We start from the raw sequence: 24847 nt of genomic DNA on the forward strand, positions 1-24847 counted from the left end.
CCTCGTACTGGATGTACTTGGGCTTTCGCCCGGTGCGGCGAGAGTGCGTGCCAGGCGTCGCGACGGGGCGAACATTGCCTGCCGCGGCACTAGCCGCGCCCGTCCGTGCCGGCCCTCTTCGCCGTCGACAGTGCCACCCGGTTCCAGGTGTTGATCGTGAGGATCAAAGCCAGTACGTGGGCCAGTTCCTGTTCGTCGAAGTGGGCAGCCGCCCGGGCGTAGACGTCGTCGGGGACGCCTGCGTCGGCTACCAGGGTCACCGCCTCCGTGAGGGCGAGGGCCGCCTGTTCCTTCTCGGTGAAGAAGTGGCGGGCCTCGCTCCAGACGGCGACCAGGTGAAGCCGGTCCTCGCTCTCGCCGGCCTTGCGGGCGTCGTTCGTGTGCATGTGCAGGCAGTACGCGCAGCGGTTGAGGTGCGAGGCGCGGATCTGGATCAGTTCGACCAGCGCCGGGTCGAGGCCTTCCCGGGCGGCGGCATCGAAGCCGACCAGGGCACGGAAGACCTTCGGGGCGGACTTCGCGAAGTCCAGGCGGGCCCGCTCCCCGGCCGGCGTCGTGGGCGTCGCCGTGGGTGTCGCCCCGGCCGTCGCCGTGGGCGTCGTATGTGTCGTCGTGTACGTCGTCATGTGCATCAACCTACGGTCATGAAAGACCTTCTGTAGGGTGCATTTCCATGGACGAATCGTGGGTCAATTCTGCGGAGCGGATCGGCGCCGACCTGCACCTGGAGCTGACCGGCCCGGGAGGTGGACGGGCCGCGCTGATCCGGGCGTTGCGTGAGGCCGTGCGCAGCGGACGGCTCGCTCCCGGCACCCGGCTGCCCCCGTACCGTTCGCTCGCCGCCGATCTCGGGGTCGCCCGCAACACGGTGGCCGACGCCTACGCGGAGCTCGTCGCGGAGGGTTGGCTGACTGCCCGCCAAGGGTCGGGCACCCAGGTCGCGGAACGGGCCGAGCCATTGCGACACGCCGTACGAGTGCCTCGTAAGGCACCTCCACGCGCGCGTGGACCGCGGCACGACCTGCGGCAGGGAACTCCGGACGCGTCGGCGTTCCCGCGCACGGCCTGGCTCACCTCCTACCGGCGGGCCCTCCAGCAGGCCCCCAACGAGGTGTTCGGGCCGGGCGACCCTGCCGGCCGCATCGAGCTGCGGGAAGCGCTCACGGAGTACCTGGCACGCGCGCGTGGGGTGCGCACCGAGCCGGGCCGGCTCGTCATCTGCTCAGGTTTCGGGCACGCGCTGCGGCTGCTCTTCGGAGCGGGAGTGCTGCGCGGTCCGCTGGCCGTGGAGGCGTACGGGCTGGGCTTCCACCGGGAACTGCTCCGGGCCGCAGGCGTACGGACCGTGCCGCTGCCCCTCGACGAACACGGCGCCCTTGTCGACCGGTTGGGGCGCGAGCGGGCGGTACTGCTCACGCCCGCACACCAGTTCCCGACCGGCGGGCCGCTGGATCCCGTGCGCCGGGCCGCGGTCGTCGACTGGGCACGCGCGCGTGGGGCGGTGGTCCTGGAGGACGACTACGACGGGGAGTTCCGTTACGACCGCAAGCCGGTCGGTGCCGTCCAGGGCCTGGATCCCGAGCGCGTGATCTTCATCGGCTCGGTCAGCAAGAGCCTGTCGCCCGCGGTGCGGCTGGGCTGGATGGCGCTGCCGGAGCGGTACGTGGAGGACGTACTCGAAGCCAAGGGCGAGCGCGAGGCCTGGGCGAGCGTGCTGGACCAGCTGAGTTTTGCCGACTTCCTCTCCTGCGGGTCCTACGACCGTCATGTGCGGCGCATGAGGCAGCGGTACCGCGGCCGTCGGGACCGGCTCGTCGCGGCGCTCGCCACACACGCGCCGCACGTCGAGGTCACCGGGGTGGCCGCCGGGCTGCACGCGGTGCTCAGGCTGCCGCCGGGCACCGAACGCTCCACCCTCAAGGCCGCCGCATGGCAGGGCGTCGCCGTGGACGGCCTCGCCGAGTTCCGGCACCCCGAAACCGACATGGCGGCAGGCGACGGTCTGGTCGTGGGTTACGCGACGCCTTCGGAGCACGCGTACGGGGCGGCACTGGACGCGCTGTGCGGGGTGCTCCCACCGCAGGAGCCGCCTACGGCGGGTCCTGCGGTGGGATGAGCCGTCCGTCGGCTCCCAGCCGTTCTCGCCGAACGCGAACGCGAACACGGTCGGGGCCGGGGCCGGGACGACGGTGTGCGGGGCCGGGATGACCGCGTGCGGGGCAGGTCCCGAGGTTGAAGGCCGGCAGCCGTCAAGCCCCGTCACTCACGGCTTGCGTCCCACCGCCCCGTAACCGGGAATGACCCCGTCGTCCTGGCCCGGGATCGGCTCGCCCAGCTCGGGATGCCACAGCTGCGGGACGTCGACGCCGGGTTCGACGAGTTCCAGGGCGTCGAAGAAGCGGGTGAACTCCTCGCGGGAGCGCAGCGCCAGGGTGACGCCGGCCGCCTTGAGCTTCTCGGTGGCCGCCTGCGACTCCTCGGGCGTGAAGTCGGCCGTCGCGTGGCTGACCACCAGGTAGCTGCCGGAGGGAAGTTCGGACAGCAGTCGGCCGACCAACTCGTGCGCGCCGTCCTCGTCGGAGACGAAGTGCAGCAGCGCGATGAGTGAGAGCGCGACCGGCCGGTCGAAGTCCAGGATCTTCCGGGCGCCTTCGAGGATGGCGTCCGGATCCCGTACGTCGGCCTGCAGATACTCGGTCACTCCTTCGTCCGTGCCGCGCAGCAGGGCCTCCGCGTGGGCCAGGACGATCGGGTCGTTGTCGCAGTAGACGACCCGGGCGTCGGGGGCGATCTGCTGGGCGACCTGGTGGAGGTTCGGTTCGGTGGGAATGCCGGTGCCTACATCCAGGAACTGGCGAACGCCGTGCTCGGCGAGCCAGCGCGTGGCCCGCTGCATGAACGCCCGGTTGACCCTGGCCATCACCGGCACCCTCGGGTCGAGGGCCAGCATCTGCCGTCCCATGGCTTCGTCCACCGGGTAGTTGTCCTTGCCGCCGAGGTACCAGTCGTACATCCGCGCGGGGTGGGGCTTGCTGGTGTCGATCTCAACCATTAGTTCAGTACCCATCAATTCAACGCCAAGACAAGGAAATTGAGCGAGAGTCAGACAATACGAGAGTCAGAAACAAACGTCACGACAGCAGAAAGTCCGCTTCCCCCGCCTTCGCGCCCTCGATGAACGCGGTCATCTCGTCCGTGCTGTAGATCAGCGCCGGTCCGTCCGGGTCGGTGGACTGGCGGACGGCGATCCGGCCGTCGGAGAGCTTCATCGCCTCCAGGCAGTTGCCGCCGTTGCCGCCGCTCCAGGGCTTGTGCCAGCCCTCGCTGCCCAACTCCCGCGCAGGCATGCCGTTGTAGACGCGTTTGCGCGGCTTGATGCGATCCATTCACAGCTCCTTGCGGAGATCCCGGAGGATCTCCTTCGTGCGATGTGCAGTTGCGGCCTGCGCCGCCATGCGGTCCATGACCTCGAGGTGGGTCGCCACCTCTTCACGCGCGTCCAGGTAGACGGCGCCGGTCAGGTACTCGCTGTAGACCATGTCGGGAAGTTCCGGCACGGCGAATCGGAAGAGGACGAAGGGCCCGTACGTGCCCGGGTGCGCCCCGTTCTCGAACGGGGCGACCTGCAGGGTCACGTTGGGCAGCTTCGTCGCGTCGAGCAGCTTGTCGATCTGGGCACGCATCACCTCCGGGCCGCCGACGGGGCGGCGCAGCACGGTCTCGTCCATCACGACCCACAGCCGGGGTGCTTCCTGACGGGTGAGCAGTTCCTGTCGTCGCATGCGCAGGGCGACATGGCGCTCGATGTCGTCGGGGCCCGTCTGCCCGATGGCACCGGACTCCAGGACGCCACGCGCGTAGTCCTCGGTCTGCAGCAGGCCGGGCACGAAGTGCGGCTCGTACTGCCGGATGAGGGCGGCCGCCCCCTCCAGGCTGACGTGCATCGAGAACCAGCCAGGCAGGACGTCGTGGAACCGCTGCCACCAGCCGGGTCTGTTCGCGTCCTCGGCCAGTTGCACGAAGGCCTCGGCCTCCTGGTCGGAGATTCCGTAGGCCTTCAGCAGCAGTTGGAGATACGGGATCTTGAGTGCGACCTCGGCCATCTCCATGCGGCGGACCGTGGCGGGGGCGACGCGGAGGATACGGGCGGCCTCCTCGCGTTTGAGTCCCGCGCGTTCGCGCAGGTCCAGAAGGCGCCGCCCGAGGACTACCTGACCGACCGTCGGCGCGGGCCGCGGTTCACTCACACCCTCCACCTCCACAAAGTCCCTGAATCGGCGGCCTCGAGAGAATCGGGCCGGTCCACCGAAGCATGCTGACAGCCCTGCGGCTCTGTTCGAAGGCCTCTTCGAAGATCGGTACGGATGCGTACGGAACGGATGCGCACCGGCCTTCGGTGATCCCAACTGGCCTCGCTCGACATGCTGTTGCGAGCAGTGTGCCACGGCGCCTCACCGCGTCACGCGGCACTCTGCATTTTTCAGAGTGACACTTGCCAAGTGTTCACGGCGGGGCGATAGTGGCAAGCGTGATTCCGTCCGCGCCCTTAGGAACAGACGTTGCCGCAGGCCGCCCCCTCGGTCTCGGTGTCGATGGGGGTTCCCCCACTCGAACCCGTTCGAGAGCGGAGGAGGGAGTGATCCCCGGCCAGGCCACTGCCGATCGCCGGTTCCGATTCGAGCTGGCCGCCCATCCGGGTTCCCCCGCTCAGGCCAGACGCCTGACACGGGCGCGACTGACCGGCTGGTCGGTCTGCGAGGACACTTGCGACTCGGCGGCTCTGGTGGTCTCCGAGCTGGTCACCAACGCCATCGTGCACACCGCGAGTCGCCGCGTCGTCTGCGAGTTGCACGACGGTGAGGACCTGGTGCGGATAGCCGTACGGGACGAAGGCTGCGCGCCGGGTGAGCCCCAGCCGTCGCCGCAGGGGGCCGAGGAGGAACACGGGAGGGGACTGTTCCTCGTCGACGCCCTCTGCCACGCCTGGGGCGCCCAGGAGCACGGTCCCGGCCTGCTGGTCTGGGCCGAACTGCCCCGCAAGGCCGACACCCCGCGCTACGACACCGCTTCCCGCAACGACCTGGGCTGGGGCGCCCGCCCGAAACCGGGACCGTCCGGCAACCCGGGGGGCGCGACGGCACAGACGCACGCCGGGGAGCGAAACGAGCCGTATCCCGGCCCGGGAACCGGGATACACGCCGACCCGGAAACGGGAGTACTCCCCGGCTCGGGAACCGGGATACACCCCGGCACAGACACCGACATGCGCTCCGGCGCGGAGACCGAGGCCCGGCCCCCTCACGGGGCTGCGGCCTCGACCGGCTTCGGCCTCGAGCCACGGCGTGACACCGCACGTGGCACGGATACAGGCAGAGGCACAGGCAGAGGCACGGATACAGACACAGGTACAGGTGGCGCCGAGCGGGCCCGGCGTCGCGGGACGGGGACCGAATGGGCATAAGGGCTGGTTCCGGCGGCGGCCAGGTGCTGAGCCTGGACACGCTGGTCCGCCTCGGACGCGGGCTGCACGCCTCGGGAACACCCCGACGCCTGCCCCTCCCCGAGGGCATGACCGCCCCGCTGGGGTGCGACGCGGTGGCGGTCCCCGCACGGTTCGGTCCCCTGTTGATGCCGCGACTGCCACGGGTCGGGTGCGTCTACGCCGATGAGGCGCGCTGGTGGTGGATCGTTCCGTCCGACTCCGACTACGCCCTGGAGTGGCCCGCCCCGGCGCAGTACGCCACCGGAGCGGTCGTCCCGGACACCCCCAACGCTCCGGAGGCTCCGGAGGCTCCGGACGCTCCGACCGTCCCGGGCCTGATCCACCGGCCGTCAGGAACCGTTCCGTACACCCCGCCGATACCGTTGTACCTGGCCCTGTGCCTCCTGACGGGGGCGACGCCGACATGGTCGAGGCCGGTCAGCGCGTAGCCCTCCCGGTGCCCCTCCCGACGACCCCGCACGACAGGCCTCCCGATGCCCCGTCACGACGGGCCCTCCCCATAGCCCTCCCGACGGCCCACTCCGATTGCTCACTGGTCTTGACGCACGTCGCCATACGGGAGGCATTGCTCGCCCGCCACAGTTCGACGGCGGCGTCCGCTGTGGGACTGACAGCCGTGATGTGGCGATCGACGAGCATGTCGGGCAGAAGAATGTCCGCCGCAAAGGCATCGCAGGCCGCGTCCTCCAGGGCAGTCCCGCCGTCTTGCTCGGCCAGCAGCTCTTGACGCGCGATCTTCGTCGTCCACGCCCCCCCGAGGGCAGCCGCAGTCAGCAGAGGCCGAAGAGGATCACGCCGATGGGGCAGACCGCAGGTCAGTGCAGATCAACCCTTCCGTTCAAAGGAGCTATACCCAACTGCGAAGGCGGCTGTGCCACTTGCTGTGGCGTCGAGAGGTCAGGCGCGGAGTAGGTCGGTCGAGACCGTCCAGAGGCGCTTGGCGGTGGCGGGATTGAGCGCCCATTCCTTGACGCCGTGTGGGTGCTGCGCGAGGTCGGCGTCGTTCGACACGGTGTAGGCCTCTTGTGCATCGTCGAGGTAGTGGCCTCCGGAGTGAGCGAACTCGGGGGCGACGGCCGCGACGATGCTGGTGGCGGCCCCCTGCTCGACCGTTTTGTACGTGAAGACTCCGGCGGCCTCGGCCGCATCGAGCGACTCCTTCTGTTGCGTGGTGAAGTTCCGCTGCAGTCCCGTTGCGACACCGCCCGGGTTCACCGCATTGGCAACGATGCCGTCGGACGCCCAGAGGCGGGTCGCCTCGACGGCGAAGAGAGAGTTCGCCGTCTTCGACTGGGCGTAGGCAATCTGCGGGTCGTAGACGCGACGCTCGAAGTGGAGGTCGTCGAAGTCGATGCCGGAGCGCATGTGCGCCGTCGAACTGACCGAGACGATCCGTGCTCCGTCGCGGTCGGACGCTCCCAGGGCCAGGGCGCCGTGAAGGCCGGCGGCCAGGGCGAAGTGGCCGAGATGGTTTGTCGCGAATTGCAGCTCCCAGCCCTCACGTGTTCGTTCGAGGCCGCCGGTGACCACGCCCGCGTTGTTGATCAGCAGGTGAAGCGGGCCGCCCCACGCGTCGACGAATCGCGTAACGGTGGTCCTGTCGGCGAGGTCGAGCTGGACGACTCGGGGCCGGATCTCTCCGGTCGATTTCGCGATCGTCTCAGCGGCGGCGTCACCCGCATTCGTGTTCCGGACAGCGAGCGTCACCTCCGCCCCGGCAGAGGTCAACGCACGAGCCGTCTCGATCCCGATTCCGGAGGAGGCTCCCGTCACGATCGCGCGGAGGCCGGTGAGGTCGACGCCCCGCAGTACCTCGTCCGCGGTGCTGGAGGAGGTGAAGGGTGTGGAGATGGGTTCGCGAGTGGTCATGACGGCGACTATACGCACTGGACTTGATTTGTATAGTGCGGCTCTCGCTCGTATGCTCGTTTCATGAGCAGTCCCGATGTTGGCCACCCGCCGTCGACAGTCGCCGATACCGACCGTCGGTCCATGGTTCTGGACTCCGCCATGGTCACGTTCGCGCGATTCGGTTACAGGAAGACCTCGATGGAGGAGGTGGCGCGGGCGGCGCACATCTCCCGGCCCGGGCTCTACTTCCTCTTTTCCTCGAAGGAGACTCTGTTCCGTGCCGCGGTCACCCAGGCCTTGGATCGCGACATCACAGCGGTCGAACACGTCCTGGCCGACACCGGCCGACCCCTTCCAGAGCGCCTCGTCGAATCGTTCGACCAGTGGGCGGGCCGCTACATCGGTCCGCTGACGCGCGATGTCGCGGTGGTCATCGAGGACAATCCCGACCTCCTCGGAGAGATCGTCGAGACCGCGCCGCGACGTTTCGAGGAACTGATCACAGACGCGATCGCCGTCGCGTCAGGACGAGCGGCGGCCTCCGCTGTCGCGCAGACGATGATCAGCGCGTCGATCGGCCTCAAGCATCAGGCCGCGTCACGGGAGTTCTACCTCGAACGGCTGGAGGTCGCTATCGATCTCCTGGTGCGGCGCTGAAGACGCCTACCGAAGCCGCGCGAGCTCGGCCGCCGCATAGGGCCGCGCCCTCGGACGGCGGGGGCCTGACATCCGACCTCAACCGGTCACCGCAGCCTGGACAACGCAATGCGCGCACAGGTCCACCGACCCCGGCCACCGCACCAGACCGGGTGCAGCTCGGATTGCGAACCGCGATCACTGTACGGCCGCTTCCTCGGAGATGCCCTGGTCCGCCGGCGCTGAGGGTGGCTCCGTGCGCGGCGGACGCCGTGGTTGCCCTCGCACGGTTGTCAGAACGTCGCCGTCCAGCTGGAGCAGAGGGGAAGGAGAACGGTTGTGGTTGGTGGTCCTTCATGCTGGGCTCGTGACACCGAAGGGCGAGCAGGGGCCGGTGCTACGGGCGGATCCCGCACGCAACCGCGCTCGGGTGTTACAGGTCGCCCGTGAACAACTGGCCGCTGGTGACGACTCACTCCAGCTGAACACCATCGCCCGGGCTCACCGTCATCACCCCGTTCGGCGCGATCCTGACCGACCGCGATGCGTGAACGTGGCGGTCGGACGTTCGTCGGAGCCGCTCACCGACGAGCGGATCACCGACGCGGTCGCGGAGGCCGGGGCCGAGGAGGTGATGGTGGATCTGCCGCGCGGTCTGGACACCCTGCTGGCCCGCAACTTCAGCGGCGGGCACGAGCTGTCCGGCGGCCAGTGGCCGCGGCTGGGGATCGCCCGGGCCGCTTATCGGCGCGAGCGGATCCTGATCGTGGACGAGCCGATGGCGGCCCTGGACGCCCGGGCCGAGCTGGAGGTCTTCGAGAAGATCCGCGCCCTGGCCGGTACGGGTCAGACGGTGATCCTGATCACCCACCGGCTGGCGTCCGTCCGGCACACGGACCTCGTGCATGTCCTGGACCAGGGCCGGCTGGTGGAGTCCGGCACACCGGAGGAGCTGTTGGCGACAGGAGGGATCTACGCGGAGCTCTACTCGCTCCAGGCGGAGCAGTTCACGTCGAGGATTCCGACGCGGGCACCCGCCCACCAGGCGCAGGTGCCCGCCCCGAAAGGGGGCTGACCTCAGGCGACGGCGTCGGCTGCCACCTCTCCACCGCGCACGATCACCAGGAACGCGTCCGTCGCAAGGTCCATCACGACCTCGGCCTGCAGCCCTTCAAGTCGCCGCGCGTGCGCGAACTCCTCCGCCGGCCACGAGCCTCGCGGCCCACCTGCGGGAAAGCGTTCGAGCACTGTTCGCCCGTTCACCACCCTGCACCTCCAGAAAGCGTCGTAACTGTAGGAGTTAACGCCCTCCAGGGGCCGAACGCCTCGCTCAGTTGCGGGACTGAGACGTAGTTGACACGGATTCAGCGCGGAGTGTGAGAATTCGGTTACTCAATGCTCGATTTGACTACTGTTCGTTTCGTTCCTCGCACTCATCGTGACACCGAAGGGGCTCACTCCCCGCTCGCGCCCCGAAGGCCGACGCACACCCTTGGGTTCCGCCCGTCACATGGCAAGGGGGATGTCGGGCGAACGCGGCCCGACCAGCTCCCGGTGCCCGGCGAGTCCATCGAGCAGGACGGCCAGGCGCTCCGCGTGCTCCGGTGGGAGCCGCCCCGTGTCGTCGAGTTGCACGGCACAGGCAGTGGTGGTGTCGACGAGCTGTTCGAGGATATCGGCCACCTCGTCCGCACCCTCGGCGTGCCGGGCCAGCGCGGGGAGTTCGGCGGCGGCGAGGGCGATGGCGGCACGGGCCTCGGCGAGCGTGCGGTAGGCCTCGCGGCGGAGGGTCCAACGACGGGCGCGGTCGTCGTCGCGTGGGCGGATCGGGTGAGCGTGACCGGCATGGGTAAAGCCTGCACCGATACGGTAGGGATTTGTATGGTCTGCGCCAGTACGGACCGTGCTACTGGTACCTGCGTTGGCGCGGCCTTCGCTTACGCGGCCTTCGCTTACGCGGCCTTCGCCGGCGCGGTCGGCGAGCGCGCGAGTCCCGCCATCGTCCACAAGGGGCGTGTCCGACTCCCGCAGCACATGCGCCAGATACGCATGCGCCGCGCTCACCGCCACGGCCAACCGCGCCCGCACCCCGCCGGCCCGCTGTCCCGGCATCGGCAGGTGCCCCACGATCAGCACGATCACACAGGCCAGGAGCGTCTCCCCGATCCGGCCGGCGGAGGCCTGCGGTTCCCCACCCACCATCACCAACGCGAGGACGAGCACGGTGACGACGGCGGTCTGCGCGGCGAAGTGCCGGGTGGCGACGGGGATCAGGGCACCGCTGACGGCGACCAGCGCGATGAGCCCCTCCGGCCGGGGCAGCACCGCCGCGAACGCCGCGAAGACGAGGGCCCCCAGGACAGTTCCGGCGGCGCGGCACAGGACGCGCGAGGCGAGCGGCCCCAGGTCGGGCTTGACGAGGAAGACGGCGGTGGCGGGCAGCCAGTACCAGTGCTCGTGCTCCCCGTACCAGCGCGCCTGGTGCAGGGCTTGGGCGACACCGACGCCGGCCCCGAAGCAGAGGGCGACCCGCAGCCCGTACTCCCGTCCCCCGGCCCCGAACGCGGTACGGAGCAGGCCCCTGGCGCCGCGCCTGCGGGTGTGCAGATCGACGCCCTTGGCACGGTCGAAGGCCTCGGCGGCGTGCAGGAGGGCGTCGTCGAGGGCCCGCAGCCCGGGCGCCGAACGGGAGGGCGCGGGCAGCGGCCCGGTGTGCGTGTTGTCGCGTACGGCGGCGGCGAGGCGTCGGGGGCCTTCGGAAGCCCGCCCGGAGACGTTCTCCCCGGCCCAGGCGAGCGCGGTCGCGGCTTCGGCGAGCGGCAAGGCGGCGGCGTACTGCGCGTGCAGCCGCCGTTCGGCCGCGGAACTGGCATGCCGGCGCAGGCGGGGACCGGCGAGCGCGTCCTGCGCGTGATCGAGGGCGGCGGTGAGCGCGGCACGCCGGGCGGCGGCGTGCGGCGTACCCGCGGCGTCGAGGAGTTCCGCCACGGTGTCATAGACCGCGGCGACGGCCACCCGCTCCCCGTCGAACCGGAAGTCTCCGGCGAAGGAGCCGGGCGTGGGCAGGGCCAGCCGCAGTCCGAGCAGCCATCCGGCTCCCACGAGGAAGGCGAGCGCCCGTTGCCATCCCGGTTCGGGCAACGGCATCCCGGCCCCGATGGCGGAGGCGACCAGCAACTGCGTCCCGGCACCGGAGGCCACGGGCCCGGCGGCACTCACGCCCCCGGCGACCAGTCCGACGAAAGTGAGCAGCACGGTCAGCAGCACGGCCCCCACATGCGTCCCGGCATACGTCCCGACCAGCAGCCCCAGGGCCCCAGCGAGCGCGGGCACCCCGATCCTGCGCACCGAGGCCCGTCGGCTGCCGGGCCGGTCGTTGATCCCGGCCAGCATGGCGGCGATGGCCGCGACGACCCCCAGGGACGTACGCCCGGCCACCACGGCCGCGAGCAGTACCGGCCCGGCGGACAGCGCGCCCCGCGCCACCGCGTTCCAGGGCACGGGCCCCCGCTGGGCACGCAGAGCGTGGGCGAGCCAGGGTGGAAGAGTCAGAGCAGCGGGTCGCGACACGGGGCTCCTGTCGTCGGTACGAGGCGGGGGTGGGCCTTCGGGCGACGGTGGCCGGGCTGTTGGCTGCGGGGCAGGGTGTGGGGCCAGGGCAGGCAGGGGGCCCGATCGAGTGCGGCCCGTATGCTCCACTGCTCCACGGTAGATCGCGGTCCTGCAGAGGATGGAACGGCTGCGTTTCGGCCGTGTGACGGTTGGCTGGAGACCTGGATTCCTTATGAACGCAATTTCCTGCCCGCTGTGCGTACGGAGCCGACCACAGAGGTCTCGAAGTCCTTGCGACGCCCTCGGCAGCTGATCGCGATCAACACTGCCGAGGTCCGTTCCGGGTTCTCAACCCGTCGCCGCCACCCCGAAGTCCGCGCCGGAGATGTCCCCCAGCCCCTCCGCGATCCGCAGCAACGGCGCCCGCAGCGCGGCCAGTTCGGCGCGCACCGCATCCGCCTCCGGCCAGTCCGCCTCATGGTCGAGGGGGGCGACGTCCGCCGGGCAGCGGGCCTCGTACGCGGCGAGGCGGGGATGCCATGGAGTGGTGAAGGGCCGGATGACGTCGTTGATCAACGTGTACGCGAGGCTCTGGACCGTCGGCGCACCGCCGTCCGTGCCGCGTTCCAGGCCGATGCTGTACGTGTGCAGCGTCGCGCGCGTGAAGTCGATCAGTGACTTCAGCGAAGTGAGTGCCTCGCGCAGACTTCCGGTGCCCGGTGCCAGTTCCTGCACCCCGATCCGGGTGACCAGTTCGACCTGGAGGTCGAAGGCCGCCATGCGTTCCGACTCGCTGGGTGCTGTCATGGGTGCCTCCCTCCGGCTTCCGGGGAAGGCCAGCGTAACCGGGTCGGGCCGCACGCACAGGGTGCGCAGGGCGGTATGGCGCAGGGCCTCGGTACGGGCGGGGGCCGGGTCCTGGTGGTGCCAGGCGTGCAGGGTGACCGGGTGGAGCCGCCATCCCCCGTCGGGGGCGGGGGCGAGCAGGCTGCGTACACGAAGTTCGGCGACGCCGTTCTCGGCGCGTCGGCGGGCGACCGCCCTCGGCAGGCGGTCGGCGGTGGCCAGCACGTGCTCCGCGTCCTCGACGGTCAGTGGCAGCGGGTGCAGTGCGCCGGCGCAGCGCAGTACGTCGGCGGCGTTCGCCGTGTGCACGTCGCCTACCAGGGAGCCCGTCACGTCTTCGTCGGCGAGCGTGTCGAGCAGGGAGGTTCCCCGGGCGTGCAGGCGGTCGTAGAGGGCGTGCGGCGAATGGCCTCCGCGGACCGCACGGCCCAGGAGGGACAGGGCGAGCGGATGTCCGTCGACCGCGTCGAGGAGAGCGGACCAGCGGCCGTGCGGCGCGGCGGTCGGTGTGTCCTCGCCGCTGTCGATCGGTGTGTCCTCGCCGCTGACGAGCACGCGCGCGTGGAGCGCGTCGAGGGGCCCCAGGTCGATGGGGGTGCCGAGTCGGTCGTAGGCACGGCCGCGGAGGGTGAAGAGGGTGTGGCCCAGGGGGTGAGGTGCCGCCATGTCCGCGATCTCGCGTGTGGTGCGGCGGCTTCGCGCAGGAACACCGTCGACGATCCAGAGGTACGGTTCGCCGGCGGCGTCGAGGCGGGCGAAGAGGTCGCCCGCGCCGAGGGCGCGCAGGGAGTCGTCGTACGCGTCCGCGTCCAGCCAGAAGACGCCGCCCGGGTACGCGGCCTCGAAGCGGAGCGCGTACTCCTGGGCGAGTGCCGTCTTCCCGATGCCCGCCATGCCGCGGATCTGCGCGGCGCGCGCGGCCGCACGGCCGGTGACCAGGGGCGCGGCATGGGCGTGCAGGGCGGAGTGCACCCGCCAGAGCTCGGAGAGACGGCCGAGGAACTCGGGACGCGGCGGCGGCGCGCCCGGCGACCGTCGTCGTACGTCCCGCTCCCGCACGGTCATCGGACCGTCGAGCAACGCCACGTGCGCGCGTACGTCGGCAACGAGGGCGACGAGGTCCTCCCCGGGGCCGTGCCGCGCGTCCCGCAGCTCCACCGGATGGATGTGGTCCGCCCCCGGTTCCGGGTTGACGACCATCACGCGGCGCCGCGGGTCGCCCTCCTCAAGTCCCGCGAGGTAGGCGGTGGTCAGCTCCCACTGGCAGGCCTCGCGCTCGGGGTAGCCGGTGGAGTAGTACGCCAGGAGTGCCTTGGAGCGGGCGAGTTCGCGCCGGATGGTGGCGCTGATGCCGGCGAAGAAGGCGACTCCGGTCTCGTCGGTGAACACCTGGAGCCCGCCGTCGCGCAGTGCCCGCGCGAGCGGACGGACCTGCTCCACATCACCGCGGCTGTAGCTGAGGAAGACATCCCACACGGCGACTTACCCTACTGTGGGTACCGGGGAGGCGATCATGGGACACAGGCAGCGCAGGCGTCGGAGCCCGAGAGGCCCGGCGCAGGTCACGGCCAAGCTGACGATTCCCTTCGTCGGCGAGATCTCCGGTACGTGGGAACCGGCCGACGCCGAACGCAGTGCGGCCTGGGAGTTGTACCTGGAGCTGGTCACGCGGGTGTCGGTGGAGGAACTCGACCCGGAGGAGGGCTTCCTGCGCGAGGCGCTGTCCTCCCTCTACACGTTCTTCACCACGACCCGCGAGATACTCCGCCGTTACGGCCCCGACGTCGCCCCGCCCCTGGCGCCCGGGCATGTGAGCTTCGGCGTCCTGGCCGTGACCGTCCTCAACCGCGTACTGCGCCCCCTCCTCGCCTCCTGGCACCCGCGACTGACGGCCTACGAGTCCCAGCGCCCGCCCGGCCGGGACCCCGTCGCGCACGAGCGCCAGTGGGAACACGTGGACGCTCTGCGCGCCGAGATCACAGCGGTACGGCAGACCCTGGTCTCCCTCGCCCGCACCCTCCAGGAGGTGGCAGGCGTCAGCGACCTGATCGACCTTCCGGCACCACGGGCGCCCCGGTCCCCGGAAAGGGGGCACCCCCCCCCCGCAGGTCAGAGGGGTCCTGACCGCTCAGAGCCGTGAGGACGGGCGGAAGGAACCGCGACACGCCCTGGCGGCCTGACGTTTCGTGGGACGGTGGCAGACTCTTCGCCCGCGGCTGGACGGCCGGGATGGTGCAGGCGGGCGCGCGGGTGTGGCGCGTAGGTGTGCGTCAGCGGGCCGCGTAGGTGTCCGTCGCTGCCACCAGCGCCTGCGCCACACCCGGCGCTCCCGCGTTGTGTCCCGCCTCGGACACGATCACCAGCTCACTCCCCGGCCAGGCGTGATGGAGCCGCCAGACGATGCCGAGGAGGTTACCGAGGTCGAGGCTGCCCTGGACCAGCGTCCCGGGGATGTCCTTCAGAAGAGCCGCGTCCCGCAGCACGACCCCCTCTCCGTTGCCCTCACCCAGGAAGTGGTCGTTGCCGAAGTAGTGCGTGACGGTCCGGGCGAAACCCAGGCGGAACGCCGGGTCCTCGAAGCGCTCGACCGACCTCGGCGGCGCCGGAACCATCGCCGTCTCCCAGTCCGTCCACGCCCGCGCGGCCCGCTCCCGCACCTCGGCGTCGGGCGACTCGAGCAACCGGTTGTAGGCGGCGGCGAGATTGCCGGACCGCTCCGCCTCCGGCAGCCCGGCCAGGAAGTCCGCGAAGGCCTCCGGGAAGATCCTGCCGAGTCCCCTGGTCAGCAGCCCTACTTCGGCATTCGAACCGGTCGCGACGCCCGTCAGCACCAGCTCCGACACGGCCCCCGGGTGCGTCTGCGCATACCGCAGCCCCAGCACCGACCCGAACGACACACCCCACACCAGCCACCGCCCGATCCCCAGGTGCCGGCGCAGCAGCTCCAGGTCGGCGATGAGATGAGCGGTCGTGTTCACGCTCATGTCGGTGTCGTACGCACTCGCGCGCGGTGTCGAACGCCCGCTCCCACGCTGGTCGAGCAGCACGATCCGGTACGCGGCCGGGTCGAAAAGCCGCCGGAGGTACGGGCTGCAACCGGACCCTGGCCCACCGTGCAGCACCAGCGCCGGCTTGCCGCTCGGATTCCCGCAGGTCTCCCAGTACACGCGGTTGCCGTCGCCGACGTCGAGCATGCCGTGGTCGTACGGTTCGATCTCCGGGTAGAGGGGCATCCGGGGACCGTAACGTGCGTACGACGTCGACGTCGCCTCATTTTCGCAGTCCCGCCGCCTTCGACGCCGTGGCCAGCACCTCGCGGAGCATCTCGGGGGTGAGCCGGCCGGTGAAGGTGTTGCGCTGGCTGACGTGGAAGCAGCCGAAGAGGTCGAGCCCGTCGAGCGGGACGTGCGCGCCGTGCGCGAATGCGGGGCGAGGCCGGGGCGCCTCCCAGCCCGCCTCCGCGAACGCCGGCAGCGCGGCCTGCCAGCCGAAGGCGCCGAGGACGACCACCGCCCGCAGGGTCGGCCGCAGCAGGTTCAGCTCCTGGACGAGCCAGGGCCGGCAGGTGTTCCGTTCCTCGGGGGTCGGCTTGTTGGCGGGCGGGGCACAGTGGACGGGCGAGGTGATCCGCACGCCGTACAGCCGCAGACCGTCGTCGGCGGAGACCGCGGTGGGCTGGGAGGCGAGTCCCACGTCGTACAACGCCTGGTACAGCACGTCTCCGGAACGGTCGCCGGTGAACATGCGGCCGGTGCGGTTGCCGCCGTGCGCGGCCGGGGCGAGACCGACGATCAGCAGCCGGGCATCCGCCGGGCCGAACCCGGGTACCGGACGGCCCCAGTACGTCCAGTCGGCAAAGGCGGCGCGCTTGGTACGGGCCACCTCCTCCCGCCAGCCGACCAATCGAGGACAGGCCCGACACCCGGCGACCCGCTCGTCGAGCCCGACGAGACCGGCATGTCCGGCGTGCCCGGCACGTCCGGTGTATCCGGTGTAGCCGGTGTGTCCGCCGGGCTCGCCTGGTCCGGCATGGCCGCTGGTGTTCATGCCTTCACCGTACGGAAGGGACGGACACCCCACGTTCCGGCTCCCCGCCGCGGTGTCGGAAACCCGCCGGGACCGCCCGGCGCTGAGTACTAAGGTCGGAGGCATGGCTGAGGAGCGTACGGACGACAAGACGGGCGAGACCGGCGGGAGCAGCACCGGGGCCGACAGCCTCGCCGGGAACGCGACCGGAACCGGAACCGGAACTGGCGGTACCGGTGGGAGCGGAAGCGGCCCGGCGTCCGAGGCCGAGGTCGTCGACCCGAAGGTGGCCGCGGCCGTGGCCGCAGCCGAGGCGGCCGGTCCGCAGAACGGCGAGACCGTGCGCCTCGACAGCTGGATCTGGGCCGTCCGACTGGTCAAGACCCGGTCCATGGGAGCCACCGCCTGCCGGGGCGGCCATGTCCGGGTCAACGGCGAGCGCGTGAAGCCTGCCTACTCGGTGCGCGTCGGCGACGAGGTGCGGCTGCGGCAGGAGAACTGGGAGCGGATCGTCATCGTCAAGCGACTGATCCGCAAGCGGGTCGGCGCCCCGGTGGCCGTCCAGTGCTACGTCGACAACAGCCCGCCGCCCCCGCCTCGCGAGGCCCTCGCCCCGGCCGGCATCCGCGACCGCGGCACGGGCCGCCCGACCAAGCGCGACCGCCGCGAGCTGGAACGCCTGCGGGGCCTGCCGGGAGGTGGCCACCCCGAGGGCCACTGACCGGGGCACCCGACAACAGCAACCGAGCCCATGCCGACGGCACCAGCAACCCCGCCGCCGACCTGCACCGTGCCGACGCCTACATCTGCCAGGTCTACGACATCGGCCCTGCTGACGTCGGTAGCACGTCCACGGCGACGACGGTGGTCTCGGACATACTCATCGCCTTACAGCACGCACCCAGATCCGGTCCTCCGTCAGGTACTTGTCCACCTCCAGCCCAGCCTCCGCAAGTGCTTCCTCGAACTGTTCCTTCGTCAGCGGGCGGGCCCGGAACGTCTGGATCCAGGTCGCGTCCGGGAACTCGTACTCCGCGCGTACCGAGTTGACTCCGTCGCCGAGCGGCTCGGACGACACGATCCGTATAGTCGCGCCGCTGGGGTCGATCCGCTCGCGCGGCACATTGGTGTGGTAGTCCTCGCCCTCGCGTTGGACGAGCACACAGCCGTCCGCCGTGACATGCCTCGCGCAGGCGCGCAACAGCCCCTGCCGCACCCGGACGTCTCCGCTGTGCACCAGGAAGGACGCGAGCAGCACCACGTCGAAGGTCTCGCCCAGGTCGATGTCCTCGATGGGGCTGCATATCGTGCGCGCTCCGCGGACACGCTCGAGCATCTCGGGAGACTCGTCCACCGCTGTGACCGTGAAGCCCCGCTCCAACAGGGGGTGGGTCATGCGCCCGACGCCGCTGCCCAACTCCAGGATGCGTGCCCCTGCCGGCACAGCTCCGGCGATGATGTCCGGATCGGGTCCCAGCGGTAGCCGTGAGTACAGCTCGACCGCACAGCCGTCAGGGGTGATCGCCCCGGGGCCCGTTCCCTCATGTCCCGTTCGCATTTTCAGCTCCATGCCAGCCCAACGGCCCACCCCCGCACACCCGTTCCTGCCTCGCACATGTTCACCCGTGTGAGTGACAACCGGTGGGCGACGGGCCTGCAACACGGGCACGCAGCCCCAAGCCCCTGGCTCACAACAGCCCGCCACCACTCTCAACGGCCCTGCTACGGCTCACAACAGCCCGATGCGGCTCACCACGGAAACCAGCCGTGCCCGATGTGCCAATGGCCACCCGCCCGCAGATGATCACCCACGGCCCGCTCCATGGACGTACGCCGCGGCAGCGTCTCGATCGGCAACTCCGGGTCCCCGAAGACGAACCGGACCGGTTCCGTGTCCGCGGGCTCCGTGTCCTCGCGGGCGACCCGGAAGCGCTCCTGGAACCGGATGACGTGGGAGTCCTCGGGCAGGTACCGCTTCAGCTGCGGGTCGAGCAGCCAGGAGTGGCAGAGCGCGACCCGGAACTTCTCCTCTGGGTAGTGCCGCGCGAAGAACTCGCCGGCCAGCGCCAGCGAGCGGTCGCAGGCGGCCGGCGACAGCGGCCCGAGGAAGTCGGGGATGTGGAGGTTCAGACAGGGCGTGCCCGGGGCCGGCTCCAGCCCTGCCGAGGCGAGCATCCGCCCCGTACGCTCCCCGTGCCGCGCCCGCTCGAACTGCAGCCGGCCCAGTTGGTACAGCTCGCCCCGGAAGTGGTGGGTGAGCCAGTGCGGGGCCTGTACGCCCGGCAGGCCGTGGCGCCTGCGGTGCAGGGCGACGTGCCGCCCGAGGTCGGCGAGGGTGTGCCGGGAGACATCTGCGGGGATGCCGCGCTCGCGGTGGTGCGCGCGGATGTGGGGCAGTGCGGCCACGAACACGTACACGGGGAAGCAGCGCTGCAGGGCACCCGACGCCCAGTCGAGCTCGGGAAGGTCGACCGCGGCGCCGACCTCTCCCATGTCCCGGACGAGTTCCTCGACGGACGCCTCGAGGAAACGCAGCAGCTCCGGGTCGTCCGTGACTCTTCGGCCCATCCGGACGAGTTCGTTGATGTCCTCGTGCGGTACGGCCAGATCGAGCAGCACCTCGGCCAGCTCATCGGCGTCAGGAAGCACGCGGCGACCTCCTGTTCCGACCTCGTTGGTGAACGTCCGTTCCGAAGGGTACGTTGCAAAGAGGAGTAGTGATCCTGATGCGTACGGGCAGTGAGCCGACGACCGCGCGCAGTGCGCTGCGCGCGCGGATGTGGCTGAGCGTGTGGGGTCTGGTCTGGGCGACCTTCGGTACGGCCGCGTTCGCGCTGGCCGGGCGTACCGGGTGGGCGATCGCCTGCGGGGTGCTGTGGCTGGTGATCACCGTCGATCTGGCCCTGATCCTCAGACACATCCGCCAGGGTCCGCACTACCAGCCGGGCCCGGACGTTCCGCCGTACCGGCCTCCTGAGAACCGTCGCCGCTAGTCGCCGCTGGTCCGCAACAGGCGATGTCCGCACCCTCGCGGCACCAGCGAACCGGACGACCGCTCTCGTGGGTCACGCCCTTCGTGCCGCCCCGGACGGCCTCACCGGCCTCACTCCTCGAAGCGCGCCGCCTTCAAGAACTCCGGATTCGGATCCAGCGCCGCCGCCAGCCTGAAGTGGCGCCGGGCCTCGTCGGGCCGGCCCTGACGCTCATAGGTCCGGGCGAGCGCGAAGTGCGCGAACGCGTTGTCCGGCTCGCGCTCCAGAACGATGGTGAACTCCAGCTCGGCGGGCCTCAGTTGTGCGGCGGCGAAGAAGGAACGCGCGCGCAGCAACCGGGCCGCGGTGTTCTCGGGGTGCGCGGCGATCACCGAGTCGAGCAGCTTCACCGCGCCCCGCGGGTCCCGTGCGGCGAGCAACTGCTCGGCGGCACGGAAGTCGATGACATGCGTCTCCGGAGTACGTCCGGTCGTTCCGCTGGTCTCGGGCACGGCAAAGTCCTTCCCTCGCTGCAGGGGTTCAACGCCCGGGCCGGGGCCGCTATTCCTGGGGAGGCTCGGACGCGTGGGCTCTGCGCACCAGGTCGGCCCATATCTCCCGCACACGTTCCCGCAGGTCGTCCAGGGGTACGTCGTTGTCGATGACGATGTCCGCGATCTCCAGGCGCTTCTCGCGCGTCGCCTGGGCGGCCATCCGCGCGCGGGCGTCCCCCTCCGTCATGCCACGCAGCCGGACGAGGCGGTCGAGCTGGGTCTCGGGGCTCGCGTCGACGACGATCACGACGTCGTACAGCGGCGCGAGTCCGTTCTCCGCCAGCAGCGGCACGTCGTGGACGACGACGTCGTCCTCGGCGGCGGCGGTCTCCAGCTCGTGGGAACGGGCGCCCACCAGGGGGTGGACGATCGAGTTCAGGACGGCGAGTTTCTCCGGGTCGGCGAAGACGATGGAACCGAGTCCGGGCCGGTCCAGGCTGCCGTCGGCGGTGAGGACGTCCGTCCCGAACGCAGCGACGACGGAGGCCAGGCCGGGTGTCCCCGGCGCGACGACCTCGCGCGCGATGCGGTCGGCATCGATCAGCACGGCACCGCACTCCACGAGCAGCCGTGACACCTCGCTCTTGCCGGCGCCGATCCCGCCGGTCAGACCTACCTTCAGCATGAGCCGAAGCTTAGGGCCTGCCACCGACATCCCACCCGGCGGAGCCCGAAGCTCCTAACCGTCGCCCTCCCGCTCCGCCAGGAACTTCTCGAACTCGCGGCCGATCTCGTCCGCCGAGGGGATCTCCACCGGCTCGGCGAGCATGTTGCCGCGGGTCTCGGCGCCCGCCGCGGCGTCGTACTGGTGCTCGAGACCCTGGACGAGGGCCACGAGGTCCTCGTCGCCCTCCCGGATCTGGCGGTCGATCTCGGTCTGTGTGCGGTGGGCGTCCGTGCGCAGGGCGTGCGCGATGCCCGGGAGGACCAGGCCGGTCGCCGCCGTGATGGCCTCCAGGGCGGTCAGCGCCGCGTCCGGGTACGGGGAGCGGGCGATGTAGTGCGGCACGTGCGCGGCGACGCCCAGGACGTCGTGTCCGGCCTCCATGAGGCGGTACTCGACGAGGGCCTCGGCGCTACCGGGCACCTGGGCCTCTTCGAAGGGGCTGCGGTGGCCGGGGACGAGCTCCGTGCGGTTGCCGTGCGGGGTGAGGCCCACCGGGCGGGTGTGCGGGACACCCATGGGGATGCCGTGGAAGTTCACCGACAGCCGGACGCCGAGCCGCTCCACGATCTGCTGGACGGCCGCGGCGAAGCGTTCCCACTCCACGTCCGGCTCGGGCCCCGACAGCAGCAGGAAGGGCGCCCCGGTGGCGTCCTGGACCAGCCGTACGTCGATGGTGGGCTCCTCGTACGCGGCCCAGCTGTCGCGCTTGAACGTCAGCAGCGGGCGCCTGGCGCGGTAGTCCACGAGCCGGTCGTGGTCGAAGCGGGCGACGACCTGGTGGGGCAACGTGTCGAGGAGCCGGTCGACGATCTGGTCGCCGGTCTCGCCCGCGTCGATGTATCCGTCGAAGTGGTAGAGCATGACAAGGCCGGCCGATTCCTGTGCGAGCGCCATGTCGACGACAGCCAGGCCCTTCGGCTCCCATGCGTACAAACCCTGCGGATCAAGCACTGTGACCGCTCCTCCTCGTGTTCGTACTCCACAACGCGGTGCAGAGCGGGGGCATTCCCGCTGACGCCCCCCATCAGCCCCTTCTTACGGGCTTTTCATGCTCCGCGTCGGCCTCCGCGTCGACGCGACGGCACGTCACGTGAGCGTGAAGTCGCTCGCGCTGAGGGCGCGGAAGGGCTTGTTCGCGCTGGGCGGCCTGGGCGGTGGGTGCGAGCCCGGGTGCCCCATGGTGGCGAACACGGCACGCCGGCGCCACCGGTGAGCCGGACGTTCCGCGGGAACGAACGCCGACTGGTGCCGGGCCCGTTGTCCGTGTGCGCCAGGTGTTCGGCGCCTCTTCCCGATCATAAATGATCAAGGAAGCCCCCAAAGGCCGGTTGCAGCCCATCAGTTGCTCGTACATCCCCTACGTTTCCACCAGGGTGGCGGGGAACGCACTGAGGGCCCGTACCCCAGGGGATACGGGCCCTCAGTTCAAGAGCTATTGCTCAGTGGGCGTTCAGCTCTGCCCACCCGCCAGCTTCTCGCGCAGCGCGGCAAGCGCCTCGTCCGACGCGAGGGCACCGGACGTGTCCGCACCCTCGGAGGAGTAGGAGGAACCGCCACCGCCGCCGCTACCACCAGCGGACGCGGCCGGAGCCGCACCCGGGGTGTCGACGCCCTCGGCGGCAGCCGCAGCGTCCGCCTCGCGGGACTTGATGACCTGCTGCTGGTGCTGCTCGAAGCGGGTCTGAGCCTCGGCGTACTGGTTCTCCCACACCTCACGCTGGGACTCGAAGCCCTCGAGCCAGTCGTTGGTCTCGGGGTCGAAGCCCTCGGGGTAGATGTAGTTGCCCTGGTCGTCGTACGACGCGGCCATGCCGTACAGCGTCGGGTCGAACTCGACCGAGGCCGGGTCGTTGCCGAAGGCTTCGTTGGCCTGCTTCAGCGAGAGGCTGATGCGACGGCGCTCGAGGTCGATGTCGATGACCTTGACGAAGATCTCGTCGTTGACCTGGACGACCTGCTCCGGGATCTCCACGTGGCGCTCGGCCAGCTCGGAGATGTGGACCAGACCCTCGATGCCCTCGTCCACGCGGACGAACGCACCGAACGGAACCAGCTTCGTGACCTTGCCGGGCACGACCTGGCCGATCTGGTGGGTGCGGGCGAACTGCTGCCACGGGTCTTCCTGGGTCGCCTTCAGCGACAGGGAGACACGCTCGCGGTCCATGTCGACGTCGAGGACCTCGACGGTGACTTCCTGGCCGACCTCGACAACCTCGGACGGGTGGTCGATGTGCTTCCAGGAGAGCTCCGAGACGTGCACCAGACCATCGACGCCACCCAGGTCCACGAACGCACCGAAGTTGACGATCGAGGAAACGACGCCGGAGCGGACCTGACCCTTCTGCAGGGTGGTGAGGAACGTCTGGCGAACCTCGGACTGGGTCTGCTCGAGCCAGGCGCGGCGGGACAGGACCACGTTGTTGCGGTTCTTGTCCAGCTCGATGATCTTCGCCTCGAGCTCCTTGCCCACGTAGGGCTGGAGGTCGCGGACACGGCGCATCTCGACGAGGGAAGCCGGCAGGAAGCCACGGAGGCCGATGTCGAGGATGAGACCACCCTTGACGACCTCGATGACGGTACCGGTGACGATGCCGTCCTCTTCCTTGATCTTCTCGATGGTGCCCCAGGCACGTTCGTACTGGGCACGCTTCTTCGAGAGGATCAGGCGGCCTTCCTTGTCCTCCTTCTGGAGAACAAGGGCCTCGATCTCGTCGCCGACCTTGACGACCTCGTTCGGGTCGACGTCGTGCTTGATCGAGAGCTCGCGGCTCGGGATGACACCTTCGGTCTTGTAACCGATGTCGAGCAGGACCTCGTCCCGGTCGACCTTCACGATGACGCCGTCGACGATGTCGCCGTCGTTGAAGTACTTGATCGTCTCGTCGATCGCGGCGAGGAAAGCTTCCTCGTTACCGATGTCGTTGACCGCTACCTGCGGAGTGGTAGAGGTGGTCTCGGTGCTGCTCGTCATGTGGGAAAGGGCTCCGGTACGGACAGTGAGTCGTAGGTACTGCTTACGCCGGGAGCCCGTTTCGCTCTGAAGAAGCCGGACAGCCAAGGAAGCGCCACACCAGAAAACTCTGGCGGCGCCTCGACAACCGAGGGGACAACAACAGATGCGAGCGCAGCCTGCTACGTCTGAGGAGCGCAAGCTCGCAGCGCAACTTGTAGCATACGGGGGCAGTCGGACAGGGTCAATGCGCGAAGGCGCACACCCGGGGCGGATCGCCGCATACCCGGCACAAAACGAGTCTCGCAAGGCCACGCGGGCCTGATGACGTCCCGTTCGCGACGCCCACCCGCCAGGCCGGCGGGACAGCGGGAGCGGACAGCCCGCAGACCAATACCAGGGAGCCGATCATCCAAGAGCCCGAAACGTCCGAGTCGGAAGCCACCCGGCGCGCAGCCGGTGTCACGGAGAGTTCCCGGGCCAACCGGGGCTGGTGGGACCGCAACGCCGACGAGTACCAGGTCGATCACGGCACGTTCCTCGGGGACGACCGTTTCGTGTGGGGCCCCGAGGGCCTCGACGAGATCGAGGCCGGACTGCTCGGCCCGCCGGAGGAACTCGACGGCAGGCGCGTCCTGGAGATCGGCGCCGGAGCGGCCCAGTGCGCGCGCTGGCTGGCCGCGCAGGGGGCTCGTCCGGTCGCCCTGGACCTCTCCCACCGCCAGCTCCAGCACGCGCTGCGGATCGGCGGCGCCTTCCCCCTGGTGTGCGCCGACGCGGGCGCGCTGCCCTTCGCGGACGGTTCCTTCGACCTGGCGTGCTCGGCGTACGGGGCGCTGCCGTTCGTCGCCGACCCGGTGCAGGTCCTCAAGGAGGTACGCCGGGTGCTGCGTCCCGGCGGCCGATTCGTCTTCTCGGTGACGCACCCGATCCGCTGGGCGTTCCCCGACGAGCCCGGCCCGGAGGGGCTGTCGGTGTCCGCCTCGTACTTCGACCGCACGCCCTATGTCGAGCAGGACGAGGAGGGCCGCGCGGTGTACGTCGAGCACCATCGGACGATCGGCGACCGGGTGCGGGACGTGGTGGCCGGGGGTTTCCGCCTCGTCGACGTGGTCGAGCCGGAGTGGCCGGCGTGGAACACGTCCGAGTGGGGCGGCTGGTCACCGTTGCGCGGGAACCTGATTCCCGGGACCGCGATCTTCGTGTGCGAGCGGGGCTGAGCCCCCGCGCTCGTGCGCGTGGGAGGGGATGGAACGTACGCGCGCGTGGGGAGGCGGTTCGCGGGCGTAC

General features: G+C 70.4%; 23 protein-coding genes and 2 pseudogenes. 9 read left to right on the forward strand and 16 right to left on the reverse strand.

Features of this window, described 5'->3' with window-relative positions:
* Positions 1–89: 89 nt before the first annotated feature.
* Entirely contained in the window at positions 90–626 is a 537-nt protein-coding gene (locus M2271_RS23640; RefSeq protein ID WP_280889308.1) for a carboxymuconolactone decarboxylase family protein, read from the reverse strand.
* Between the two features lie 47 nt (positions 627–673).
* Here M2271_RS23640 and M2271_RS23645 point away from each other — a divergent pair, with 47 nt between their 5' ends.
* Positions 674–2116 (forward strand): PLP-dependent aminotransferase family protein, encoded by a 1443-nt coding sequence (locus M2271_RS23645; protein ID WP_280889309.1) that lies wholly within the window; start codon positions 674–676, stop codon positions 2114–2116.
* Between the two features lie 147 nt (positions 2117–2263).
* Here M2271_RS23645 and M2271_RS23650 read toward each other — a convergent pair whose 3' ends face one another.
* From M2271_RS23650 to M2271_RS23660, 3 genes are all read right to left on the reverse strand, one after another.
* Positions 2264–3052, reverse strand: coding sequence for an SAM-dependent methyltransferase (locus tag M2271_RS23650; protein WP_280889310.1), 789 nt, complete (start codon positions 3050–3052; stop codon positions 2264–2266).
* A 79-nt stretch (positions 3053–3131) separates the two neighbouring features.
* On the reverse strand, positions 3132–3386 hold the full coding sequence (locus tag M2271_RS23655; RefSeq protein ID WP_280889311.1) for a DUF397 domain-containing protein: 255 nt from the start codon (positions 3384–3386) through the stop codon (positions 3132–3134).
* Positions 3387–4247, reverse strand: a complete 861-nt coding sequence (locus tag M2271_RS23660) for a helix-turn-helix transcriptional regulator (protein ID WP_280889312.1) — start codon at positions 4245–4247, stop codon at positions 3387–3389. It lies immediately after the preceding gene.
* A 272-nt stretch (positions 4248–4519) separates the two neighbouring features.
* On the opposite strand from M2271_RS23660, the pseudogene M2271_RS23665 reads away from it, so the two are divergent.
* Together M2271_RS23665 and M2271_RS23670 are read left to right on the forward strand one after the other, a co-directional pair.
* Positions 4520–5128 (forward strand): annotated as a pseudogene (locus M2271_RS23665) (ATP-binding protein); the annotation flags it as partial.
* Positions 5129–5451: 323 nt separating this feature from the next.
* The gene (locus tag M2271_RS23670) at positions 5452–5931 is read left to right on the forward strand and encodes a hypothetical protein (RefSeq protein WP_280889313.1); all 480 of its coding nucleotides are present in this window, start codon (positions 5452–5454) and stop codon (positions 5929–5931) included.
* 469 nt (positions 5932–6400) lie between these two features.
* Here M2271_RS23670 and M2271_RS23675 read toward each other — a convergent pair whose 3' ends face one another.
* Positions 6401–7372, reverse strand: a complete 972-nt coding sequence (locus M2271_RS23675) for an SDR family NAD(P)-dependent oxidoreductase (protein ID WP_280889314.1) — start codon at positions 7370–7372, stop codon at positions 6401–6403.
* Between the two features lie 141 nt (positions 7373–7513).
* Here M2271_RS23675 and M2271_RS23680 point away from each other — a divergent pair, with 141 nt between their 5' ends.
* A complete protein-coding gene (locus tag M2271_RS23680) occupies positions 7514–8011 on the forward strand; it encodes a TetR/AcrR family transcriptional regulator (RefSeq protein ID WP_280889315.1) in 498 nt (165 codons plus the stop codon).
* Between the two features lie 526 nt (positions 8012–8537).
* Positions 8538–9065 (forward strand): annotated as a pseudogene (locus M2271_RS23685) (ABC transporter ATP-binding protein); the annotation flags it as partial.
* A 2-nt stretch (positions 9066–9067) separates the two neighbouring features.
* Here M2271_RS23685 and M2271_RS23690 read toward each other — a convergent pair.
* The 3 genes from M2271_RS23690 to M2271_RS23700 all read right to left on the reverse strand — a co-directional run bounded on the left by M2271_RS23690 (position 9068) and on the right by M2271_RS23700 (position 13864).
* The gene (locus M2271_RS23690) at positions 9068–9253 is read right to left on the reverse strand and encodes a hypothetical protein (RefSeq protein ID WP_280889316.1); all 186 of its coding nucleotides are present in this window, start codon (positions 9251–9253) and stop codon (positions 9068–9070) included.
* 243 nt (positions 9254–9496) lie between these two features.
* Entirely contained in the window at positions 9497–11560 is a 2064-nt protein-coding gene (locus tag M2271_RS23695; RefSeq protein WP_280889317.1) for an FUSC family protein, read from the reverse strand.
* Positions 11561–11890: 330 nt separating this feature from the next.
* Positions 11891–13864 (reverse strand): toll/interleukin-1 receptor domain-containing protein, encoded by a 1974-nt coding sequence (locus M2271_RS23700; protein ID WP_280889318.1) that lies wholly within the window; start codon positions 13862–13864, stop codon positions 11891–11893.
* 37 nt (positions 13865–13901) lie between these two features.
* Here M2271_RS23700 and M2271_RS23705 point away from each other — a divergent pair, with 37 nt between their 5' ends.
* Positions 13902–14528: a hypothetical protein gene (locus tag M2271_RS23705; protein ID WP_280889319.1), complete on the forward strand. Its 627-nt coding sequence runs from the start codon at positions 13902–13904 to the stop codon at positions 14526–14528.
* Positions 14529–14658: 130 nt separating this feature from the next.
* Here the strand turns inward: M2271_RS23705 and pip are convergent, their stop codons facing one another.
* On the reverse strand, positions 14659–15621 hold the full coding sequence (gene pip, locus M2271_RS23710; protein WP_280889320.1) for a prolyl aminopeptidase: 963 nt from the start codon (positions 15619–15621) through the stop codon (positions 14659–14661).
* Between the two features lie 37 nt (positions 15622–15658).
* Complete coding sequence (locus tag M2271_RS23715; protein WP_280889321.1) at positions 15659–16435, reverse strand: uracil-DNA glycosylase; 777 nt, start codon at positions 16433–16435, stop codon at positions 15659–15661.
* A gap of 103 nt (positions 16436–16538) precedes the next feature.
* Here M2271_RS23715 and M2271_RS23720 point away from each other — a divergent pair, with 103 nt between their 5' ends.
* On the forward strand, positions 16539–17135 hold the full coding sequence (locus M2271_RS23720) for an RNA-binding S4 domain-containing protein (RefSeq protein ID WP_348539188.1): 597 nt from the start codon (positions 16539–16541) through the stop codon (positions 17133–17135).
* Positions 17136–17294: 159 nt separating this feature from the next.
* Here the strand turns inward: M2271_RS23720 and M2271_RS23725 are convergent, their stop codons facing one another.
* A complete protein-coding gene (locus tag M2271_RS23725) occupies positions 17295–17972 on the reverse strand; it encodes a class I SAM-dependent methyltransferase (RefSeq protein WP_280889322.1) in 678 nt (225 codons plus the stop codon).
* A gap of 191 nt (positions 17973–18163) precedes the next feature.
* A complete protein-coding gene (locus M2271_RS23730; RefSeq protein ID WP_280889323.1) occupies positions 18164–19063 on the reverse strand; it encodes an acyltransferase domain-containing protein in 900 nt (299 codons plus the stop codon).
* Positions 19064–19140: 77 nt separating this feature from the next.
* On the opposite strand from M2271_RS23730, the gene M2271_RS23735 reads away from it, so the two are divergent.
* Positions 19141–19407 (forward strand): DUF6343 family protein, encoded by a 267-nt coding sequence (locus M2271_RS23735; protein ID WP_280889324.1) that lies wholly within the window; start codon positions 19141–19143, stop codon positions 19405–19407.
* Between the two features lie 110 nt (positions 19408–19517).
* Here M2271_RS23735 and M2271_RS23740 read toward each other — a convergent pair whose 3' ends face one another.
* The 4 genes from M2271_RS23740 to rpsA form a co-directional block, all read right to left on the reverse strand.
* The gene (locus M2271_RS23740; protein ID WP_280889325.1) at positions 19518–19898 is read right to left on the reverse strand and encodes a tetratricopeptide repeat protein; all 381 of its coding nucleotides are present in this window, start codon (positions 19896–19898) and stop codon (positions 19518–19520) included.
* A gap of 49 nt (positions 19899–19947) precedes the next feature.
* Complete coding sequence (gene coaE / locus M2271_RS23745) at positions 19948–20565, reverse strand: dephospho-CoA kinase (protein ID WP_280889326.1); 618 nt, start codon at positions 20563–20565, stop codon at positions 19948–19950.
* A gap of 54 nt (positions 20566–20619) precedes the next feature.
* Complete coding sequence (locus tag M2271_RS23750) at positions 20620–21558, reverse strand: PAC2 family protein (protein ID WP_280889327.1); 939 nt, start codon at positions 21556–21558, stop codon at positions 20620–20622.
* A 499-nt stretch (positions 21559–22057) separates the two neighbouring features.
* Entirely contained in the window at positions 22058–23578 is a 1521-nt protein-coding gene (gene rpsA, locus M2271_RS23755) for a 30S ribosomal protein S1 (RefSeq protein ID WP_280889328.1), read from the reverse strand.
* Between the two features lie 386 nt (positions 23579–23964).
* Between rpsA and M2271_RS23760 the strand changes: the two genes are divergently transcribed.
* Entirely contained in the window at positions 23965–24777 is an 813-nt protein-coding gene (locus tag M2271_RS23760) for a class I SAM-dependent methyltransferase (protein ID WP_280889463.1), read from the forward strand.
* Positions 24778–24847 lie beyond the last annotated feature (70 nt).

The organism is Streptomyces sp. LBL (assembly GCF_029893585.1).
Taxonomy (GTDB): domain Bacteria; phylum Actinomycetota; class Actinomycetes; order Streptomycetales; family Streptomycetaceae; genus Streptomyces.

Coding starts and splice junctions, on each gene's coding strand:
- M2271_RS23640 (WP_280889308.1), bottom strand. CDS start 626: ATGACGACGTACACGACGACACATACGACGCCCACGGCGACGGCCGGG.
- M2271_RS23645 (WP_280889309.1), top strand. CDS start 674: ATGGACGAATCGTGGGTCAATTCTGCGGAGCGGATCGGCGCCGACCTG.
- M2271_RS23650 (WP_280889310.1), bottom strand. CDS start 3,052: ATGGTTGAGATCGACACCAGCAAGCCCCACCCCGCGCGGATGTACGAC.
- M2271_RS23655 (WP_280889311.1), bottom strand. CDS start 3,386: ATGGATCGCATCAAGCCGCGCAAACGCGTCTACAACGGCATGCCTGCG.
- M2271_RS23670 (WP_280889313.1), top strand. CDS start 5,452: ATGGGCATAAGGGCTGGTTCCGGCGGCGGCCAGGTGCTGAGCCTGGAC.
- M2271_RS23675 (WP_280889314.1), bottom strand. CDS start 7,372: ATGACCACTCGCGAACCCATCTCCACACCCTTCACCTCCTCCAGCACC.
- M2271_RS23680 (WP_280889315.1), top strand. CDS start 7,514: ATGGTCACGTTCGCGCGATTCGGTTACAGGAAGACCTCGATGGAGGAG.
- M2271_RS23705 (WP_280889319.1), top strand. CDS start 13,902: ATGGGACACAGGCAGCGCAGGCGTCGGAGCCCGAGAGGCCCGGCGCAG.
- pip (WP_280889320.1), bottom strand. CDS start 15,621: ATGCCCCTCTACCCGGAGATCGAACCGTACGACCACGGCATGCTCGAC.
- M2271_RS23715 (WP_280889321.1), bottom strand. CDS start 16,435: ATGAACACCAGCGGCCATGCCGGACCAGGCGAGCCCGGCGGACACACC.
- M2271_RS23720 (WP_348539188.1), top strand. CDS start 16,539: ATGGCTGAGGAGCGTACGGACGACAAGACGGGCGAGACCGGCGGGAGC.
- M2271_RS23725 (WP_280889322.1), bottom strand. CDS start 17,972: ATGCGAACGGGACATGAGGGAACGGGCCCCGGGGCGATCACCCCTGAC.
- M2271_RS23735 (WP_280889324.1), top strand. CDS start 19,141: ATGCGTACGGGCAGTGAGCCGACGACCGCGCGCAGTGCGCTGCGCGCG.
- coaE (WP_280889326.1), bottom strand. CDS start 20,565: ATGCTGAAGGTAGGTCTGACCGGCGGGATCGGCGCCGGCAAGAGCGAG.
- rpsA (WP_280889328.1), bottom strand. CDS start 23,578: ATGACGAGCAGCACCGAGACCACCTCTACCACTCCGCAGGTAGCGGTC.